Origin of the sequence: Fusobacterium mortiferum ATCC 9817, from assembly GCF_000158195.2 — a bacterium.
Taxonomy (GTDB): domain Bacteria; phylum Fusobacteriota; class Fusobacteriia; order Fusobacteriales; family Fusobacteriaceae; genus Fusobacterium_A; species Fusobacterium_A mortiferum.
Genome location: NZ_GL987994.1, coordinates 696743 through 715078, shown reverse-complemented (window position 1 = coordinate 715078; position 18336 = coordinate 696743). Strand labels below are relative to the sequence as shown.

Here is an 18336-nt window from a genome sequence, read left to right as displayed (position 1 = left end):
AATCACTCCTTATTTTACTACTCTTCTCTCTTGATAATATTCATCTCTTTTTAATATAAACTCTTCTATTTGGCTATCTTTAAAACCTAAATCCACAAGTTTAGAGAAATCAAAATTTATTAAATCTTCCATAAATTCAATATCATTTTCTATAAAAATGTTTACTAACTTTCTACTTTTACTATATAATTTTGAAACTCTCTCCCCTTTATTTAGATATGTTACTACTTCCCATTCAATAAACTCTTTAGTAAGAAATTTTTGAAATCTTATTTTCCCCTCTTCTAAATTTTTTATATCTTGTGAAAGAGTATCAAAAAACTCTAAAGTCAAATCTTGAAGATATACTATCCCGTTGTTTACTATTGTATTTGCTAACTCTTTAAATCTAGCAGCTGAGTAAAATTTTTCTATATCTACTTTATAATAATATTTCTCTTTTTTAGAAGAAAGATTATACTCATCTATAACTTGTTTTAATCTATCATTTTCCTCTTTAGTATCCTTAATATTTTTTTCGATTAGCTCAAGTTGTTTAGAATTTAAATTAGTATTAGTATTGGTATTTGGTATACTTTGATTTACTCTATCCAATTCATTTATTAAATCAGATATCTCTTTATCTTTTCTAGCTATTGTTTGCTCTAACTCTTCTATTTTCTTCAATAATTTTTGTTCTGCCTCAAGATCTTTTTTGCCAAATATAGAAAATAATCCCATAAAAACCTCCAAACTTTATTCCCCTATGTTATTTTTTATAATACCTCTCTCTATATATTTTTCTATCTCTGGAAAAACAAACTCTTCAAATAATCTAGGTGCATATTTTACTACTGGTTCTAATCTTTTTATTACCATATCTTTATTTACACTCCATTTTTTCCAAGTATGTCCATCAGAAGATAAATTTTGTATAAATCCTTGAAATCTATCAAAGACATTTGCAAATTTTGAATCATCAGACTCCATATTTTCAAACTCTAACCACAATTTGAAATACTCTTTATACTGCTCCTCTGGAAGTAAAGAGAATATTTTTTCAGCTGCTGCTAGCTCTTTACGAAACTTCTCCTCTTTATCATATTTGCTAAATGCAGGAGTATCATCACTATAAATCTCTACCACATCGTGTAATAATATCATTTTTAATACTCTCTCTATATCTATCTTATCAAACTCTACATATTCCTTTAGAGTTATAGCACAAATAGCCATATGCCAACTATGCTCAGCATCATTTTCTCTCCTATTAGTATCCCCAAGTATAACTGATTGTCTTAAAATCCCCTTTACTTTATCTATTTCCATTAAAAAATTTATTTGATTTTGTAACTTACTCATAAAATTCCTCTCGTAATAAAACTATTTTCCTTGGAAAATAAGTTGTTCTCCTTTTTCATTTGATAATATTAAACTGTTTTCTTTTTTAGTTATTGTAGTCATACTTTTTAAAAGTGTCAAGTATTGATCCTCTCTTATAAGTGCTTCTCTTGAACCACCCATTCTAGTAGATGCCAATGGATCTACTACCATTTTACCATCTTTTATTTCTACTTTTCCAAAAAATCTATTCAATCCAGAATAACCAAATATTCTTCCTGCTTCATCAAATCCAACAGTTAGCCCTTGTCCTGGAAATATATTTATTAAAGTATATTCCACATTTGATATCTCAAGTGAACTACTAACATTTTGTGGTACATCTTTAGGTTTTTCTTGTAAATTACTACAACCTACTAATGAAATTATCATTGTCATCAATATAGCAATTTTTTTCATCTTCCTCACTCCCTATTTTATTTGATTATCTATAAGAAGATTATACTACATATCTTAATAAATTGTATATAAAATTCTATAAATTTCCCAATAATTTTATTTTATTCAAGAATTTTAAGCTTCTCTTTACACAAAATAAAAAAAATATAGTATAATATTATTAAGAAAGTAGAAAATACTTCCTTTGCATAAGATTACAGGAGGGATTTATGAACAGTGTTGAAACTTTAGCTAATATTATTAAAAATAGTAACTATGTAGTTTTTTTTACTGGAGCTGGTGCATCTACAGATTCTGGATTAGCTGACTTTAGAGGTAAAAATGGACTATATAATGAAAGAAAATTTATGGAATATGAACCAGAAGAGATTCTTAGTCATGATTTTTTCTTCTTACACAGAGATATTTTCAATAAATATCTTACAGAAAAATTATCTATTAACAATATAAAACCTAACAATGGGCATTTAGCTATAGCCAAATTAGAAGAGATGGGAAAAGTTAAGGCTGTAATTACTCAAAATATAGATAATTTACACCAAGATGCTGGAAGTAAAAAAGTTTTAGAACTTCATGGAACTTTAAAAAGATGGTATTGTCTAAAATGTGGAAAAACATCTGATAAAGATTTTATATGTGAATGTGGTGGAGTTGTTAGACCTGATGTAACTTTGTATGGAGAGATGCTCAATGAAAAAGTTACTAGTGAAGCTATTCGTGAAATAGAAAAAGCTGATACCTTAATTATTGTGGGTACAAGTCTTACAGTTTATCCAGCAGCTTACTATATAGAGTATTTTAAAGGAAAAAATCTTATAATTTTAAATGAAACTCCTACTTCAAGAGATGATATTGCTACTCTTGTAATAAGAGAGAGATTTGCTCAAGTAATGACTGAAGTTATGAATATTTTAAAATAGGTATTAATCAAAGGGGGGATATATATGTATAAACTTATGAATGGCGTAGAAATTCCTAGTATTGCTTTTGGGACTTGGAAAATATCAGATGAAAACATTTGTAGAAAAAGTGTTAGATATGCTTTAGAATGTGGTTATCGTCATATTGATGCTGCAAAAATTTATAACAATGAAGTTTTCGTTGGTAAAGGTATAGCTGAATTTTTAGAAAGAACTCCTAATGTTAAAAGAGAAGATCTCTTTATCACCACAAAAGTTTGGAATAGTGACCAAGGATATGAGGAAACTTTAAAAGCCTTTGAAGATTCTTTGACTAGATTAAATCTAGATTATATTGATCTTTATCTTATACATTGGCCTAATACTAAAAATATGAAAACAACTTTTGAAACTTGGAGAGCATTAGAAAAACTTTACAAAGATAAAAGAGTTAGAGCAATTGGTGTATGCAACTTTGAAAAACATCACCTTGAAGAGTTAGAAAAAAACTCTACTATTACTCCTATGGTAAACCAAATAGAGATTCATCCATATAATCAACAAGATGAACTAAGAGCTTATTGTGAAAGTAAAAATATTATTGTAGAGTCTTGGAGTCCATTGATTCAAGGTAATATTAATGATCCTGTGCTTGTTGAAATAGGTAAAATTCATGGTAAATCACCTGCTCAAGTAATTTTGAGATGGCATATTCAAAATTGGTTATTACCTCTTCCAAAATCTATTACTCCTTCTAGAATAAAAGAGAATAGAGAGTTAGATTTTGTATTAAGTAAAGAGGAAATGGAAAAAATAAAATTATTAAATAGAAATGAAAGACTTGGTTCTCATCCAGATGAGATGGAATATGGATTTGAAAATTTAAGATAACAAAATAACTTGGAGGATATAAAGAAAATGAAATACAACTTTGATGAAATAATTAATAGAGCTAATACAAATTCAAAAAAATGGAATCCAGATATATATAAGGCTACTTATAATGGACATAATGATTTATTACCACTTTGGGTAGCTGATATGGATTTTAGAGTAGCTCAACCTATCTTAGACTCTATGAGTAAAATTATTGAACATGGAGTTTTAGGATATACTGGTGTAGATGAAGAGTACTATCAAGCTATTATAAATTGGAATAAAAAAAGAAAAAATAGTCATATTGAAAAAGAGTGGGTAGTTTTTACTAATGGAGTAGTTCCAGCTATTAGTTTTATGGTACAAACTTTTACACAAAAAGGAGATAATATCTTAATACAAACTCCAGTATATCACCCTTTCAGAATGACAACTGAAAATAATGAGAGAAATATAGTTACTAATCCTCTTATTAATAATGAGGGAGTATATACTATAGACTTTGAAGATTTTGAAAGAAAAATAGTAGATAACAATGTAAAAATTTTCATTCTTTGTAATCCTCACAACCCAGTAGGAAGAGTATGGACAAAAGAAGAATTAATTAAGATGGGAGATATCTGTCTTAAACATAATGTTTTAATTATTTCAGATGAAATTCACTCTGACTTAATTTTCAAAGAACATAAACACTGTTCATTCCTTACATTAGATAAAAAATATTTTTCTAAACTAATTGTTTGTACAGCTCCTAGTAAGACATTTAACTTAGCAGGAGTACAAACTTCCCTTATAATTATTCCTGATGAAAATTTGAGAAAAGCTTATCAAAAAACTTTAGGAAATGTTAGAATAGAAACTCCTAATAGCTTTGGTATTGCTGCTATAAAATCTGGATATACCGAGGGAGAAGAGTGGTTAGATCAAGTTATTGAGTATCTTGATAATAATAGAGCTTTTATTGAAGAGTTTTTAAAGAAAAATCTTCCTGAAGCTAAATATGTAAAACCTGAGGGAACGTACTTAGCATGGATATATTTAGGAGATGTATTAAAAGATAGAGAGATTGAAAAATTCTTTGAAGAGGAAGCAAAAGTAGCTATTGATTATGGACATTGGTTTGGAGAAGAGGGTAGAGGTTATATTAGACTTAACTTTGCTTGTCCTAAATCTATTCTTGAGGAAGCATTAAATAGAATAGTAAATTCTCTTAAATAACTAATATTTTTATTTACAAAGTAATTGACTCTTTCAAAAATATATAGTAAAATAGTGTATATTAATTTTTTGAAGGAGGCTATATGAAAAAATTTGTTATTTTTTCTTTTTTACTTTGTAGTATGATGAGCTTAGCTAGTGAGTATAGAAATGGAACTTACAGAGGTACATTTGTAAGTGGACAAGAAACACAGGTAGAAGTTCAGTTTAATTTAAAAGATGATGTAGTTGATAAACCTAAATTTAGAACACTTTTTTATAAAGGAAAAAACTATTTAAAAACTGAAAATTTAAAAGAAGAAAAAGATAGATACCAAGCAGCTTTAGATTCTACTCAAGGCAAAAAAGTAGGAGATGCCTTAGAATCTCTTTACGCACCAGAAGATATTCCTAGAGCTGGAGCTTCTGTAAGAGCTACAAAAATAAGAGCTGCTATGCAAAATGCTATAAATAGTGGAGTATATAAACCAGAATAATTAATATGTAACTAGTCAGCTATTTATAATTTAAAAAGAAAACTAAGAATTGTTTTATATTCCAAGAAGTTAAATAAGAAATAACTTTAAACTCTGATAAATTACACAATTCTTTGAGTTTTCTCAAATTAATTTACTAGCTGACTAGTTACTTTAATTTCAACTTAAGAAATACTTTATTTATTTCTCCTCTTTTCCAGCACACATTATATTTTCTACATCAAAAGCATGGCAAGGAGTTACAGCATAAATTGTTCCACAGTGTGGACATTTATATTCAAATGTATCCATAGTTATCTCATTATTACACTCTTCACAAATAAATTGAGCTGGTATTGGCATCAACTGTTCATTAAATCCCATCATTCTTAATTTTTCTACTACTTGTTTCCCATTTTCAAATTTTCCAGAGCAACCATCGTGCATAATTTTATCCTCCTAAATTTTTATACAATAAATTAAGAGTTGCTTCATCTCTTCCACAACTCTTAATATTTTACACTATATTTTTTTTAATTTCAGTAACATATGTTACACTAATCTTTTTTTCTGCTAGCAATTATTTTTTGGGCTAGTACCTCTGGTACCTCTTCATATCTAGCAAATTCAAATGAAAATTCTCCTCTTCCTTGAGTCATTGCTCTCAAATCTAGAGCATATTTTAGTACCTCTACTTGTGGAACTTCTACATTTAATACATGCTCTCCATAGCTATTGTGTTCCATTCCCAAAATTCTTCCTCTACGTTTATTCATATCTCCCATTACATCTCCAAGATAAACTTCTGGGATAGTAATTTGCATAGATAAAACTGGCTCAAGTAATACAGGTTTAGCTTCTTCCATTCCTTTTCTAAAAGCTAGTATTGCTGCTTGTTTAAATGAAATCTCATTAGAGTCAACTGGGTGGTAAGAACCATCATAAAGTGTAGCTTTAAAATTAATTACTGGATATCCAGCTAAAGTTCCTTTTTCTTTTGCTTCTAAAAGTCCCTTTTCTACTGCTGGAATAAATGATTTTGGAACTACTCCACCATGAATATCATCTATAAATTCAAACTCTTTTTCACTATGTTCAAATTTTATAAATACATCTCCATATTGTCCAGCTCCTCCAGATTGTTTCTTATGTTTTCCTTGTACAGAAGCTTGTCCTTTTATTGTTTCTCTATATGAAACAATAGGGTCAGTTAATACAGCATGCACTCCAAATTTATTTTTAATCTTACAAATTATAATATATAGATGTTTTTCTCCTAATCCACCTATTAATAACTGTTTTGTTTCATGATTTCTATATACTTTAAATGTAGGATCTTCTTCCATCATTCTTTGTAAACAAGTACTTAATTTTTCATCATCAGCTTTTTCTGCTGGTTCTACACCAGAGTAGAAACATGGTGCTGGGAAATTAATTGCTGGATATTGTATAGGGTTATCCTTATCACAAAGAGTATCCCCTGTTTGAGTATATTGAAGTTTTGTAGTAGCACCTATATCTCCAGCAGCTATTTCTAAAGCTTCTTCTTGCTTATTTCCTCTTAAGAAGAAAATTTGAGATATTTTCTCTTTTTTATTTTTATTTATATTGAAAACTTCCATGTCTTTTTTAAGAACACCAGAGTTTACTTTAAATAAAGTAATTTTTCCAATAAATGGGTCAACTAATGTTTTGAAAACTATAGCTGAGAATGGCTCCTCTCTATCTACTTTTCTAACTACCTCTTCTCCTTCTAAATTCTTACCAATTCTCTCTCCATTAAACATCTCATTAGGTAATGGCATATAGTCATTTATAATTTTAAATAGTGTATGTATTCCAATTCCTTGTACAGCAGAACCTACAATAACAGGAACTACATCTCCATTTACGACACCTTTATGAAGTCCTCTTTTTATCTCTTCAGTAGTGAATTCCTCTCCATTAAAATATTTTTCCATAAGCTCTTCATCAGTTTCTGCCACAGCTTCCATCAAAAGATTTCTTACTTCTGAAACATCCATAAAGTCTGGTATAGGTCTATCTTCACACTCTACTCCATTAAATATTCTACTCTTCATTTCAATAACATTGACAAAACCTTTGAACTCTTCTTTTTCTCCTATTGGTATACAAAATGGAGCTATTTTTTTACCAAATTTTTCTTTTAATTCATAGAGTAATTTTTCATAGTTTATATATCCTTTATCCATCTTATTTAGATAGATTATTCTTGGTTGTTTTTTCTCTTCCAATATTCTCCAAGCTTTTTCAGCTCCAACCTCTACCCCTGATGTAGCATCTAATACAATAACTGAGCTTCCAGAAACTCTTACTGCTGATTCTACCTCTCCAACGAAGTCAAAATATCCTGGAGTATCTAAGAAATTATATTTTCCATCTCCATACTCTATAGGTATAACTGATGTATTGATAGAGAAAACTCTTCTTATTTCCTCTTTGTCATAGTCTGATACAGTATTCCCATCTTCTATTGTTCCCATCTTATCAATAGTTTTTGAAATATAAAGTAGAGCTTCCATCAAAGTAGTTTTTCCACTACCTCTATGTCCTAAAAGAGATATGTTTCTTATTTTTGCAATTTCATAGTTTTTCATAAGTATGCCCTCCTGTTAATATTGTAGTTTATTTCTGTATCCCTACTACTGTATATAGCTAATAAACTTCAATAAGTCAAGAGGAAAACTCAAATTAATTATATTTTATTAAGAAATATGGAGAAAGTAACTCATCTAGCAATGGTTCTATTCCTAAATAAGCTTTAAATCTTCTGTATTCACTATATTTTTTTTCTAAGCTATCTTTAGAAACTTTTTCTTTTATTGCTTTTATTAAAATATTTTTAGGAGTATGCTCCATATCTATAAACTCCATAACTTGAGTTTTGAATCCACATAACTCTAGACATTGTGCTCTAAATGCATCAGTTGCCAATGAAGTAAATCTTTCAAATAGTATTCCATGTTTTCCTAATGGTAGCTCTGTTTGGAAAAATTCAGAACCTTTATTCTTACTCATCTTTTCATTAAATTCATGTTGGCAACAAGGTACAGCTAAAATTGCTTTTGCCCCTAGCTCTAATCCCTTAAGCAGTGCATAATCAGTAGCATTATTACAAGCATGTAACGAAAAAATTAAATCTACATTTTGTAACTTATCAAAATCTTTAATGTTTCCTGTTAAAAACTCAAGATTTTCACAGTTTAACTCTTGAGCTATTTTATTACATTTTTCCATAACATCTTTTTTTAAGTCCAATCCAATTATCTCATAAGTAAACTCTCTTATATTATTTAAATAATAGCGAAGGGCAAAAGTGAGATAAGATTTTCCACAACCAAAATCTACAACTTTAATATGATTATTTATAAGTTTTTTATTTTGTATCTCTCTTATAGTATCATCTATAAACTCAAGATATTTATTAATCTGTCTAAACTTATCATAGGAATTTTTAAAAACTTTTCCATCTTCTCCCATAACTCCAAGCTTAATTAAAAATGGAACAGGAACTCCCTCATCTATAATATATTTTTTCTTCTTATTATGCTCTAAAGATTCTACTGCTCTACTATTTTTTATCTCCTTTATAGTGTATTCATTCTTCCCTTTCAAAATTTGATAATCTATTCCTTGAGTAATAAGTAAAATTTGTTTGAAACTATCTAATATCTCTGAAAATTTTGAAGTAAAATCACATAGACAAATATTATCATGATAAGCTTTCTTATCTATAAAATATTCTAATTGTATAAAAATCTCATTTTTTATTTTTACAGGTTTTAAATTCCCCTTAGTAATTCCATTTTTTTTATTTATAGGATTAGAAACACTTCCCTTTATAAAAATATTTTTTTCTACAATATCTTTAAAAAGATTTTCAATGTATTCTTTGTTAACCTTCATAAATTTTTCACCTCTACTATTTTTCTAAATATATCTTAGCATAGAGGATAGAGCTTGTCTATTATTTTAAATATTTCTTGACAAAAAAAATCAAATATGTTAAATTTTATATATAGGGTATAGGGGTATATAGTGTAATAAAATATTTTATGAAAGGATAGATTAAAATGAAAAAAGTAGAGTATGAAGTAAAAAATTTAGATTGTGCTGGTTGTGCTGGTAAAATTCAACATAAAGCTGGAACTATGGCCGGTGTTTTAAATGCTAACCTAGATTTATATAAAAAAAGATTTACCCTTGAAACTGATGAAAATTATGAAGAGGAGCTTTTTTTACATGAGATTAATTTCTTTGCTGATTCTATAGAACCAGGCACACAGATTTTAAAAATGGAAGAGTATGATGAAGAGGAAGAGACAAAAAGAAAACTTCAAGAGAGAGAAGAGGAGGAAAGAAGAGAGAAAAGAGAAAAAATTACAATAATAATGGGAACTATTCTTTTTATCGTAGCTATTATCTCTGGTAATATCTCTCTACAAATTAGATTGATACTCTCTATAATAGCTTATATCATCTTAGGTTGGGATGTAGTATTAAAATCTTTTAAAAATATTACTAAAGGTAACTTTATGGATGAAAATTTCTTAATGACAATAGCTACCTTTGGAGCTTTTTATCTCAATGAAAGTACAGAAGCTGTAGGAGTAATGCTGTTTTATAAAATAGGAGAATACTTCCAAGATAAAGCTGTATCTAATTCAAGAAAATCTATTGAAAAACTTTTAGATATCAGACCTGATTATGCAAATATAAAAGGAGAAAATGGAGAGCTTCTTACAATATCACCTAAAAAATTAAAAAAAGGAGATATAATTGTAGTTAAGGCTGGAGAAAAAATCCCAGTGGATGGAATTGTAGTTAAAGGAGAATCCACTCTTAATACATCAGCTCTTACTGGAGAATCTCTTCCTTTGGAAGTAAATATAAACAGCGAAGTTTTAAGTGGAAGTATCAATGGAAATGGGATTTTAGAAGTAAAAGTAACAAAGCTTTTCTCTGATTCTACAATTAATAAGATAATAGAGATGGTAGAAAATGCTAGCAATAAAAAAGCTGAATCAGAAAAATTTATTACAAAATTTGCTAGATATTATACACCTATTGTGGTAATCTCAGCTGTTGTTGTTGGAATTTTATTCCCACTTGTATTTGGAAACTTTAATCTTTGGTTTGGTAGAGCACTTATATTCTTAGTTATCTCTTGTCCTTGTGCTCTTGTTATCTCTGTTCCACTTACTTTCTTTAGTAGTATTGGAATGGCATCTAAGCAAGGAATATTAATAAAAGGTGGAAACTATTTAGAAACTCTTACTAATATTGGAGCAGTGGTATTTGATAAAACTGGTACATTGACAAAGGGAAAATTTAAAATTGACTCAATCGTGGCTATAAATTGTGATGAAAAAGAGCTTCTAAAAACTGCTCAAATAGGAGAGCTTTATTCTAACCACCCTATTGGAAAAGCTATTCTTTCACAACTTAGTGAAGAGATAGATGAGGATTATATTGAAGGATATAAAGAACTAAGTGGCTTTGGAGTAGTAGCTTACTATGAAGGAAAAGAGATTTTAGTGGGAAACTATAAACTTATGGAAGAATACAGTATAGCTGCCCAAGAGAAAGAGTATGCTGGAACTGTAATATATACAGCTCAAGATGGAGAATTTTTAGGATATATCTATATCTCAGATGAGATAAAAGATGATTCATTCTCAACTATTGAGAATCTAAAAAATCTTGGAGTAGATAGCTATATGCTAACTGGAGATAGTAAAACTATTGGAGAGATGGTTGGAAACAAATTAGGTATCCCTTTAAAAAATATCTTTACTCATCTACTTCCTCAAAATAAAGTAGAGAAACTTCAAGAGATAATGAATACTTCTAATAAAAAAGTGGTGTTTGTTGGAGATGGTATAAATGATGCCCCTGTTTTATCCCTAGCTGATATTGGTATTGCTATGGGAGGAGCTGGAAGTGATATAGCAGTAGAGTCTGCTGACGTGGTAATTATGAAAGATGAGCCTTCAAAGATTGTAGAGCTTTTAAAAATTGCTAAACTTAATAAAAAAGTAGTTATTCAAAATATAGTTTTTGCCCTTGGTATAAAAATCCTTGTTATGATTTTGGGAGTATTTGGAATAGCTAATATGTGGATGGCAATATTTTCAGATGTAGGAGTATCTCTTTTAGCTGTAATCAATGCCTCTTGGGGAATAAAAAGAGGATATAATTAAATTAACAATTGTTCAACATTTTTTACTTAAAAAATCTGAAAATTATTTTATATTCTAATAAGAAAAAATAACTCTATAATTATTTTTTTTTCAAAGAATAAAGAGCAAGTAGCTTTAGTTTAATTTTGCTATCTTGCTCTTTTATTTTTCCAACTCTTTTTAACTCTTAGAGTTCTTTATTTTCTATAATTTATACTCTTCTTCAAATTTTTTTTAATTAATTTATACTTTATTTTTAATAAAGTCCATTATGTAACATCATATCCTTACCTATCTCTCTTTCAAGAAGCAAAGTAATCTCCACTTTATCATTAACATTTAACATCTTTCTTACATCATCTGCTATTGTTTTTGCAATTTCATCATATGAAGTTTTATCAAATTTTCCCCAACCTCCATCTCCTGAAAAGGCTTCTACTTCCATATTTAAATAAATATGATTATTAAAAACTCCCATATCTATATCATCAATTTTTAATGAATTTTTCTTGCTGTCTGTTAAAGTAGTATATTTTAGTTCTAATCTATCCTCTACATAATCATACTTTTCACCTGCTACTGCCATAATTGATAGTGTTAAAAATAATCCCATTATTAGTTTTTTCATAATTAATACCTCCACGGTTTATCTTATTTAAAAGTTTTCTCTTATCTTTATGCTTTTATTATACAGATGAATTATTAAAGAAAGATTAAAATTAAAATTTTTTATAATTTTTTAAAATACAGGGTAAATGCAGTTCCTTTTCCTAATTCGCTCTCTACTTCTACATATCCCTCATGTTTTTCTACTATTAATTTTACCATAGAAAGTCCCAGTCCCATACTCTTTGTAGTACGTGATTCATCTACTTGGTAAAATCTATCCCACATCTTTTGGAGATTTTCTTCTGCTATTCCTATACCGTCATCTTTTACTTTAATAGCAAAATATTCACTCTTTTCAAAACTCTCTATCTCTATTTTCCCATTTTCTTTTCCATAGTTTATAGCATTTTGAATAATATTTTGAATAGCCCTTATAAACATAATTTTATCTACAACATATTCATAATTTTTTAAATTATTTTCATAAGTTATAGTTATATTTCTCTTTTCAGCCTCTATACTATTATCATTTTTCAATTCCTCAATAGTTTTTACAATATTTACGTTTTCTAATTTTAATTTTAAATCTCCTCTATCTGCTCTGCTGAAAAATAGGAGTTGATTAATAAGTCCAGATATCTTTTCAGCTTGTCTATTTATAATCTTCATAGACTCTCTTGCCTCTTCCATATCCTCCCCATGTTTTAATATATACTCGCTCTCTGCTAATATGACTGTAACTGGAGTACGTAGTTCATGAGAGGCATCTGAAGTAAACTGTTTCTCTTTTTGAAAACTTTTATCTAATCTCTCTAACATCTCATCTATCGTATTAGCTAATTTTGTAATCTCATCTCTTCCCTTAGGTAGCCCTATTCTTAAAGATAACTCATTACTCTCTGTTATATTCTGAGCTGTTTCTTGAATTTTTTTCACTGGAAGGAAAGCTTTTTTTGTTATAAAATATCCAATTACTGTGGATAAGATAACAAGTATTGGTAAAATTAAAAAAGCTCCTGTAACTATTATCTGAGTAAGTTGATTAATCTGTATATCTGAAAATACTCCACGTATCCAAATTTTTTCGCCACCTTCGGTTACTATTTTTTTATCATATATATAAAAACCTCTATCTTTTTCCTTTATCTCCTGTACTTGTCCTAGTTTAAATGGATACTCAATTGGAAAATTAAATGGCAAACTTCCACTTAAATACTCTCCATTTTCATTATATAGGAGAATATATACTCCATCATCAAAATTATCAAAATCATCTCCCTCTTCTATATCTTCTATTACATCCTCTACTACCTCTACAAGTTGACTTTTTTGATTAGTAAGCAGTGTCATATCTGTAAATTCCACAAGAATCCCTAATATTCCTCCTACTAATACAACCATAAAAAAAGTGTACCATAGAGTTAGCTTTGTTTTAATATTTAAAAAACTCATAGATTACTCTCCTTATCCTTTAAAACATAACCTACACCTCTTATAGTATGTATAAGTTTTGGTTCAAAATCTTTATCCATCTTGATACGAAGATAACGAATATATACATCTATCATATTAGAAGCTCCTTGATAATCATAATTCCAAATATGCTCTTCTAATTTTTCTCTACTCAATACCACTCCTTGATTTTGCATCATATACTCAAGTATTGCAAACTCCTTAGCTGATAAATCTATCTCCTTATCTCCACGTTTTACTATTCTAGTAGCACAATCCATAACTAAATCTGCTACTCTCAACTCATTACTTACAGAACCGTGATTTCTTCTGATTAAAACTCTTATTCTCGCCATCAACTCATCAAAATGAAAAGGTTTTACTATATAGTCATCTGCTCCTAAATCTAATCCCTTTACCCTATCTTCAATAGCATCTTTAGCTGTTAAAAAAAGTACAGGGGTAGAGTTTTTCTCTCTTCTCATCTTTTCTAGTACCTCATATCCATTTAATTTTGGCATCATTATATCCATTAAAATAATATCATAGGTAGCTCCATCTATATAAAGAAGAGCCTCTTCTCCATCATAGCAAGCATCTACACTGTACCCTTCTACTTTTAATTTTTTACAAATTACTCTATTCAAATCTCTCTCATCTTCTACTACTAATACTCTCATACCCCTCACCTCATAAAGATTTTTTATATTATACCACTTATTTATTAAAATTAAATTAAAAAAGAGGAACTATAGCAGTCCTCTCAATTTAAAATATGGCAACTCATTGTAATACTCTACCTCTGCCTCCACTTTGTATACCTCTCTTACTAACTCCTTTGTCAATACCTCTCTAGTATCTCCCTCAATATATTTTTTCCCATCTTTTAACACTAAAACCCTATCACTGTATTGAGAAGCTTGATTTAAATCGTGAAGTACCATTACAATAGTTATTCCCAATTTTTTATTTAACTCCTTTATCAACTCCATAATTTCAAACTGATGACATATATCTAAATATGTAGTTGGTTCATCTAATAATAGAACTGAAGTCTTTTGAGCTAGTACCATAGCAATCCAAACCTTTTGTCGCTCTCCTCCTGACAAACTCATCACTTTCCTTTTAGAAAATTTTTCTATCTTACAAATCTCCATAGCCCAACTAACTATTTTCTCATCATCTTCATTTAATAACTCATACCATTTTTTATGAGGAGTTCTTCCATATCTTACAAATTCTTCAACAGTTATATCCTCAGGAATCTCATTATTTTGTGAAACAAATGCCAATCTCTTAGCAAACTCTTTACTATTTATATTATGAATTATCTCATTTTCCAAAGAGATAGTTCCATTTTTATAGGGAATTACTCTAGATATTCCTTTGAGAAGTGTAGATTTTCCACAACCATTTGTTCCTAATATTGTAAGAATCTCTCCCCTTTTTATCTCAATATCTAAATCCTTAATAACAATATTTTTTTCATAAGCTATCTCTATATTTTTTCCACTAATCATATTAATCTCCTGTCTTTCTGAGTAGGTATAGGAAAAATGGTACCCCTATTATAGCCATAACTATTCCAGCTGGTATCTCAATAGGAGAGAAGAGAGTACGTGAAATTGTATCAGCTAATACCAAAACAATAGCTCCTAAGATAGCAGAAAATGGTAATAGATACATATGGTCAGAACCAATTATCATTCTTGCCATATGTGGTACAACAAGCCCCACAAATCCAATCAGCCCTACATTTGCCACAGATATTCCTGTGAGAAAACAAGCAAAGATACAAAATTTCAATCTTTTTCTTGGAATATTTAATCCCAAGTTTATAGCAAAATTATCTCCCAATTGTAAAATATTAGCATCTCTCACTAAAGTCATAGAGCCAATTATTCCAAATACAGTATAGGGAAGTATCCCATATACGTGTGTCCAGTTTTTCCCATTTAAACTTCCATTCAACCAAGAGAGAACTCCCTGTATCTCATCACTAAAAAGGATAAACATCAGTCCTGTTACACTTCCAAGAAAAGCATTTACAGCTACTCCAGATAAGATTACTCTCAAAGGTTTTAAACCTTTTTTCCAAGCAAGAAGAAATACAAGTCCACAAGCTAAAGCTCCCCCTAAAAAAGCTGTTAAGTTCATAAAAAGTATAGCACTTGGATAAATTATCATAACGATAAGAGCTGAAACACTAGCTCCCGCTGATACTCCTGTCAGCCCTGGGTCAGCAAGAGGATTTTTCATCACAGCCTGAAGAAGTACTCCAGCTAGAGCAAGATTTCCTCCCACCATAAGTGCTATTAAAATTCTAGGAATACGTATATCCCAGAGAATAGATTTAAGTATTTCATTTTCATAATTTTTTACAAATAGTGCCTTAACAATCTCTATAAAAGAAAAATTTACACTACCAAACCTAATGGAGAAAATTGTAATAAAAATTAAAGCCACTACTGAAAAAAATATCAGTGAAATTTTTTTAGTTTTCATAGACATATCTATATAACTCCTCTAAAGCATCAATAGAATTTACTCCTGCACTCATTCTAAAAAGTGTTGGGTCTATTATATGGATAGCCTGATTTTTATAAGCAGTTGTCAATTGCCAAATGGAGTTTGTTTTAAAACTCTCCTTAAAAACCTCTCCATTTTTAGTTTTACTATTAGGCATAATCAGAATCACATCTGGATTTAATAAAACTAATTGTTCCAAGCTAAAAGGTACAGATTTTTTTTCAGTAGCTTTTTTATCTAAAGATGTAACTACATTTTCACAACCTATCTTTTCTATTAACTCCTCTAAAAAATGTTCTTTTCCTGTCATAAAGAAGCTCTCTCCATTTCCATATATGATAGCTATCTTTTTCCCTTTTCTATTTTCTACCTTCTCCTGTAAAATTTTTTCTCTTCTCTCCCACTCTTTTAAAATCTCTTGTGCTTTCTCCTCTCTATCAAAAGCTTTTCCTAAAATCTCCACTGCCTCTTTAGATTCTCCATAAGTTTCCACATCTATATAAAAACTTGGAATATTTAGCATATCATACTTTGGTTTTATAGTTGGTTTAGAAAAAAGAGTTGCTACTACTAAATCAGTTCCTAGTGCTTTTACCTTTTCTAAATCTGGTATTCCAGCTTTTCCTATCCTCTCTACGTCTTTGTATCTCTCTGGTATTTTTGTAGAGGAGTTTGGAATACCAACTAAGTCTATATCCAATGCATCAAAAAATCTTGAAAGAATAGCTGAATCAGTTATAATTTTTTTAGGAGTGTAATCTAATCTTAACTCTTCATCTCCCTGTCTGATATAAAATCCCTCTCCTAAAATCTCTAGAGTTAAAAATATGAATAAAAATAAAATATTAAATCTTTTCATTATGAACTCCTTTTAAACTTAATATCTAAATTTTATTATGTTATCCACTCTTTGTCAATTGAAAATAATATTCCTTTTTTTTATTATAATTTGATAAAAGATATTCTTTTTATATAATCATATTTTTTCACCGTCAAAGGATTGACTTTTTAAAATAAAGATAGTATATTGATATTAGATGAAATATATGTTAGAGGTTCTCTTTTGAGATTAATTGGGAAGAGAGGTTTTATTCCTCCACGGTCCCGCCACTGTGTTGCTGATGAAAGGTAGTTATGCCACTGACTCTGTTGGGAAGGTTACTGAGTAAATTGAAGCTAAGTCAGGAGACCAGCCTTGATACATTATTTTAAAATATCTTGCGAGGACAAGGATATTTACTCTATTGGAGTCTATATCTGTCCCCTAGAATATGGGGATTTTTTATTTCCCTAAAATAAAATTAGGAGGACTTTTATGAGAACAATTACAAAACTATTTCTAAGCTCAATGCTTTTAGTCAATGGGACTATGGCACTAGCTCATTCAGATGGAGGATTTGTGGACAAAGATTTTTTTAAAGGAATGAAGAAAGATGATAAGGCAGCTATCTTGATGGTACATTTTGGTACTACTTTTGACGACACTAGAGCTTTAACTATTGACAGAATCAATGAAAAAGTAAAAAAAGAATTTAAAAATGTAGATGTAAAAGAAGCTTATACTTCTAGAATTATTATGAGAAGATTGAAAGAGAGAGGAATTGTAAAATTAAATCCTCAAGAGGTGCTTGATGAATTAAAAGCACAAGGCTATACTCATGTATTAGTTCAAGGTACAAATATAATGAATGGAGTAGAGAGTGAAAACTTAAAAAATGAGGTAGCTTTTTATGAAGATTCATTTAAGGATATAAGATTAGGTGCTCCTCTTCTTACAGAGGCTCATGACTATGAGAAAGTAGCTAAAGCTATTGCTGAAAAAATTGGTCCACTAAAAGAAAATCAAGGAGTTGTTTTAGTAGGACATGGTACTCATCACTTTGGTGGTTCAGCTTATGCTATGATGGATTATGTTTTCTCTGCTGAAGGTTATGAAAATTATGCTGTAGGAACAGTTGAAGGATATCCAGAATTTGACAATGTAGTAAAAAAATTAAAAGATAGAGGGGTAAAAGATGTAATTCTTATGCCATTTATGTTTGTAGCTGGAGATCATGCTCAAAATGATATAGCTGGAGATTGGAATGAAAATCTACAAAAAGCTGGATTTACAGTATCAAAAGTTATTTTAATGGGACTAGGTCAAAATGAAGATATTCAAAATATCTATGTGGACCATATTAAATTTATAACTCATCACAAACCAGAAGATATAGCTTCTAAAAAAGTACAATACTCTAAAGAAAAAGATTAATAATTTTATTTAAAAAACACATGTTTTTCTTCTAAAAAACCTGAAAAGTAAACTTTTTGGGT

18 protein-coding genes and 1 riboswitch are annotated in these 18336 nt (G+C 29.3%); of the genes, 6 read left to right on the top strand and 12 right to left on the bottom strand.

Annotated elements, in window-relative coordinates; all coding sequences use genetic code 11:
- Window positions 1-9: 9 nt before the first annotated feature.
- Genes FMAG_RS13030 through FMAG_RS13020 form a run of 3 tightly spaced genes read right to left on the bottom strand, consistent with a single transcriptional unit; the run spans window position 10 to window position 1779 of the window.
- Window positions 10-720 carry a hypothetical protein gene (locus tag FMAG_RS13030; protein ID WP_005887410.1) on the bottom strand — a complete coding sequence of 237 codons (711 nt, stop codon included), beginning with the start codon at window positions 718-720 and terminating at the stop codon, window positions 10-12.
- Between the two features lie 15 nt (window positions 721-735).
- On the bottom strand, window positions 736-1341 hold the full coding sequence (locus FMAG_RS13025) for an HD domain-containing protein (protein WP_005887407.1): 606 nt from the start codon (window positions 1339-1341) through the stop codon (window positions 736-738).
- 21 nt (window positions 1342-1362) lie between these two features.
- Window positions 1363-1779: an META domain-containing protein gene (locus tag FMAG_RS13020; RefSeq protein ID WP_005887405.1), complete on the bottom strand. Its 417-nt coding sequence runs from the start codon at window positions 1777-1779 to the stop codon at window positions 1363-1365.
- Between the two features lie 209 nt (window positions 1780-1988).
- Between FMAG_RS13020 and FMAG_RS13015 the strand changes: the two genes are divergently transcribed.
- From FMAG_RS13015 to FMAG_RS13000, 4 genes are all read left to right on the top strand, one after another.
- Window positions 1989-2699 (top strand): NAD-dependent protein deacylase, encoded by a 711-nt coding sequence (locus FMAG_RS13015; RefSeq protein WP_005887403.1) that lies wholly within the window; start codon window positions 1989-1991, stop codon window positions 2697-2699.
- A gap of 24 nt (window positions 2700-2723) precedes the next feature.
- Window positions 2724-3569 (top strand): aldo/keto reductase, encoded by an 846-nt coding sequence (locus FMAG_RS13010; RefSeq protein ID WP_005887401.1) that lies wholly within the window; start codon window positions 2724-2726, stop codon window positions 3567-3569.
- Between the two features lie 27 nt (window positions 3570-3596).
- Entirely contained in the window at window positions 3597-4772 is a 1176-nt protein-coding gene (locus FMAG_RS13005; RefSeq protein WP_005887399.1) for a MalY/PatB family protein, read from the top strand.
- Window positions 4773-4855: 83 nt separating this feature from the next.
- Complete coding sequence (locus FMAG_RS13000; protein ID WP_005887396.1) at window positions 4856-5248, top strand: hypothetical protein; 393 nt, start codon at window positions 4856-4858, stop codon at window positions 5246-5248.
- A 180-nt stretch (window positions 5249-5428) separates the two neighbouring features.
- Here the strand turns inward: FMAG_RS13000 and FMAG_RS12995 are convergent, their stop codons facing one another.
- From FMAG_RS12995 to FMAG_RS12985, 3 genes are all read right to left on the bottom strand, one after another.
- Complete coding sequence (locus FMAG_RS12995; protein WP_005887394.1) at window positions 5429-5674, bottom strand: hypothetical protein; 246 nt, start codon at window positions 5672-5674, stop codon at window positions 5429-5431.
- Between the two features lie 110 nt (window positions 5675-5784).
- Window positions 5785-7845 carry an elongation factor G gene (gene fusA / locus FMAG_RS12990; RefSeq protein ID WP_005887392.1) on the bottom strand — a complete coding sequence of 687 codons (2061 nt, stop codon included), beginning with the start codon at window positions 7843-7845 and terminating at the stop codon, window positions 5785-5787.
- Window positions 7846-7939: 94 nt separating this feature from the next.
- Window positions 7940-9154 (bottom strand): class I SAM-dependent methyltransferase, encoded by a 1215-nt coding sequence (locus tag FMAG_RS12985; RefSeq protein ID WP_005887390.1) that lies wholly within the window; start codon window positions 9152-9154, stop codon window positions 7940-7942.
- A gap of 167 nt (window positions 9155-9321) precedes the next feature.
- On the opposite strand from FMAG_RS12985, the gene FMAG_RS12980 reads away from it, so the two are divergent.
- Window positions 9322-11451, top strand: coding sequence for a heavy metal translocating P-type ATPase (locus tag FMAG_RS12980; protein ID WP_005887389.1), 2130 nt, complete (start codon window positions 9322-9324; stop codon window positions 11449-11451).
- A gap of 235 nt (window positions 11452-11686) precedes the next feature.
- Here FMAG_RS12980 and FMAG_RS12975 read toward each other — a convergent pair whose 3' ends face one another.
- The 6 genes from FMAG_RS12975 to FMAG_RS12950 all read right to left on the bottom strand — a co-directional run bounded on the left by FMAG_RS12975 (window position 11687) and on the right by FMAG_RS12950 (window position 16879).
- Window positions 11687-12058 carry a hypothetical protein gene (locus FMAG_RS12975; protein WP_005887388.1) on the bottom strand — a complete coding sequence of 124 codons (372 nt, stop codon included), beginning with the start codon at window positions 12056-12058 and terminating at the stop codon, window positions 11687-11689.
- A 101-nt stretch (window positions 12059-12159) separates the two neighbouring features.
- A complete protein-coding gene (locus FMAG_RS12970; RefSeq protein WP_005887387.1) occupies window positions 12160-13491 on the bottom strand; it encodes a sensor histidine kinase in 1332 nt (443 codons plus the stop codon).
- Complete coding sequence (locus FMAG_RS12965; protein ID WP_005887386.1) at window positions 13488-14171, bottom strand: response regulator transcription factor; 684 nt, start codon at window positions 14169-14171, stop codon at window positions 13488-13490. Before FMAG_RS12965 ends, FMAG_RS12970 begins: the two co-directional genes overlap by 4 nt.
- 69 nt (window positions 14172-14240) lie before the next feature.
- On the bottom strand, window positions 14241-15011 hold the full coding sequence (locus tag FMAG_RS12960) for an ABC transporter ATP-binding protein (protein WP_005887385.1): 771 nt from the start codon (window positions 15009-15011) through the stop codon (window positions 14241-14243).
- Between the two features lies 1 nt (window position 15012).
- Window positions 15013-16002, bottom strand: coding sequence for a FecCD family ABC transporter permease (locus tag FMAG_RS12955; protein WP_005887384.1), 990 nt, complete (start codon window positions 16000-16002; stop codon window positions 15013-15015).
- Window positions 15986-16879 (bottom strand): ABC transporter substrate-binding protein, encoded by an 894-nt coding sequence (locus FMAG_RS12950; RefSeq protein ID WP_005887383.1) that lies wholly within the window; start codon window positions 16877-16879, stop codon window positions 15986-15988. The genes FMAG_RS12955 and FMAG_RS12950 overlap by 17 nt, the downstream gene beginning before the upstream one ends.
- 178 nt (window positions 16880-17057) lie before the next feature.
- A riboswitch (cobalamin riboswitch) is annotated at window positions 17058-17232 on the top strand.
- Window positions 17233-17335: 103 nt separating this feature from the next.
- Here FMAG_RS12950 and FMAG_RS12945 point away from each other — a divergent pair.
- Entirely contained in the window at window positions 17336-18274 is a 939-nt protein-coding gene (locus FMAG_RS12945; protein WP_005887382.1) for a sirohydrochlorin cobaltochelatase, read from the top strand.
- The last annotated feature ends 62 nt before the right edge of the window (window positions 18275-18336 follow it).